The following is a 1,976-nucleotide window of genomic DNA, read 5'->3' as shown; positions in this document are numbered from 1 at the left end:
TAAAAAACTTTTGCTAACACCGTATATAATTTATTGCTGGTTCTAGCCTGCTTACGAAAACCCTCGCGGATTTTCTATTCCGTTTTTATTTGCTAAATTAGGTGCTGAAACACGCAACAAATCATATACAAACACGTTAGCCACAAGTTAAAACGAACATCCGATATTCAAGAAATTAAAACAGGAAATGGAAAAATTCACTCTTTCAGAAGAACAAATAAACAAACTATCTTTAAATCTTATGACTAAAGGATTAAATGATGGTCAGATTTCTGATATATTACAACGCATCAAAACAGAATCTGATTATAATGAATATTTGAATTATAAATAAAATTGAAAATGTTGAAATCAAAATTCATAACAAACATTTTGGAACTTCTGTTAGACGGAGACAAAGATGGAATTAACGGAAAATTACAGTTGGAATATCTGTCTGAATCAGGTTATGAATATACAGGTTCAGGAGTTTTTATTGGGTTTGAACATAGAAATGGAATTGAAAAATATAAAGCGGATAAAAACGACTTGATTTTGGATGGACTAAAAATAAAATCGTCTGAATTAGAATTTGGTGCTGATTGTATTTTATTTTTTAAGAATGGAATAATTGACAATCTTGAGATTTGGTCTAATAGTGGGAATTATCCTAAAAAAGAATTGAGTGAATATGAATTGACTCAAGAATGGGAAAATTCACCAGAAAAGAAAATAATAGTGAATAAAACCTGTGGCTAACACCGTATATAATTTATTGCTGGCTTCTTGCCTACTTGCGAAAGTCCTCGCGGACTTTCTTGGTCGGTAATTATTTACTAAATTAGTTGCTTGAAACACGCAACAAACCATATACAACAACGTTATCTATAAGTTACTCACCAACAAAAATTATTATAAAATCTATAAGTCTGAACTTCCAACAAGGGAATAATTACTCAGATGAATAATGTAATCTGAAAAACATTACGGATTGGATTCTGTTTGATTTTATAAACTAAGATAATTTTAGATTAAAAAGATCAATAAAGTAAACCAAGATTGAAAAGCTTGCGTTTATCATTACGAATGAATTACACGCAGAAAAACCAATCTGAGCTAATCTGAACAGTAGAAACGTATCATTGCGCTTAAACCGTTGCTAAAATCAGAATTCCTAAATTATATTTATATAAAATTTTAAACATCTGAACTCTGGATAACTAGGAAAAGACCTATAGATAACAACGTATATAATTAATGGCTAGTTTTAGCTTGCTTACGAAAATCTATGCAGATTTTCTATTCCGTTTTTATTTACTAAATTAGGTGCTGAAACACGCCACTAATCATATACAAACACGTTGTAGTACATTAAAAAAATGAACGAGAATAATTTAAAATTTGAAGTTATCTGGAAAGACGACGATATGTTTGAAATGCGAATTTCAGTAAATAACGGACGATATTCTGGAACTACTGAAGTTTATGAAGTCTCTGAATCGTTACTCGGATTTGTAAACGAACTGAATGGATTTCCATTTGGAAAAGATAAAGTGAATCATTCTTGCGGAAAAAAAGATTGCTACGCATATTTCGAAATGGAATTTTATAAGATTGGACCTACTGGAAAATGCGGAGTTCTAATCACTATGGAAGAAAATGTCTCAACTGAATACCGAAAAGAAGAAAAAGATAAACTCTCGATGGAACTAATTGTTGAACCAAATTCTATCGATATTTTTTGTCGAGAATTAAAGTTATTAGCAGAACAAGAAGATGGAACAGCGGAATTAAAAGCTGTCGGAAAATATACGAACAACATTGCCTAGAATAACGTACTACAACACCGTATATAATTTATTGCTAGTTCTAGCCTGCTTACGAAAACCCTCGCGGATTTTCTATTCGGTTTTTATTTGCTAAATTTAGTGCTTAAACACGCAACAAACCATATACAAACACGTTATAAAAAATAGCCGAGAATCCTCAATTTCAAC

The 1,976-nt window shown here is 31.0% G+C and carries 3 protein-coding genes; all 3 read left to right on the top strand.

Annotated features, from left to right (window positions below; all coding sequences use genetic code 11):
* Window positions 1-187: 187 nt before the first annotated feature.
* The 3 genes from ACVCZW_RS13710 to ACVCZW_RS13700 all read left to right on the top strand — a co-directional run bounded on the left by ACVCZW_RS13710 (window position 188) and on the right by ACVCZW_RS13700 (window position 1,808).
* Window positions 188-334, top strand: a complete 147-nt coding sequence (locus tag ACVCZW_RS13710) for a hypothetical protein (protein ID WP_452232686.1) — start codon at window positions 188-190, stop codon at window positions 332-334.
* 8 nt (window positions 335-342) lie between these two features.
* Window positions 343-738 (top strand): hypothetical protein, encoded by a 396-nt coding sequence (locus ACVCZW_RS13705; RefSeq protein ID WP_452232685.1) that lies wholly within the window; start codon window positions 343-345, stop codon window positions 736-738.
* Window positions 739-1,358: 620 nt separating this feature from the next.
* On the top strand, window positions 1,359-1,808 hold the full coding sequence (locus ACVCZW_RS13700) for a hypothetical protein (protein ID WP_452232684.1): 450 nt from the start codon (window positions 1,359-1,361) through the stop codon (window positions 1,806-1,808).
* Window positions 1,809-1,976: the final 168 nt, after the last annotated feature.

It is taken from the genome of Lacinutrix sp. MEBiC02595 (assembly GCF_053601555.1).
The sequence above is the reverse complement of the archived record's forward strand: the minus strand, read 5'-3'. Positions and strand labels throughout refer to the sequence as shown.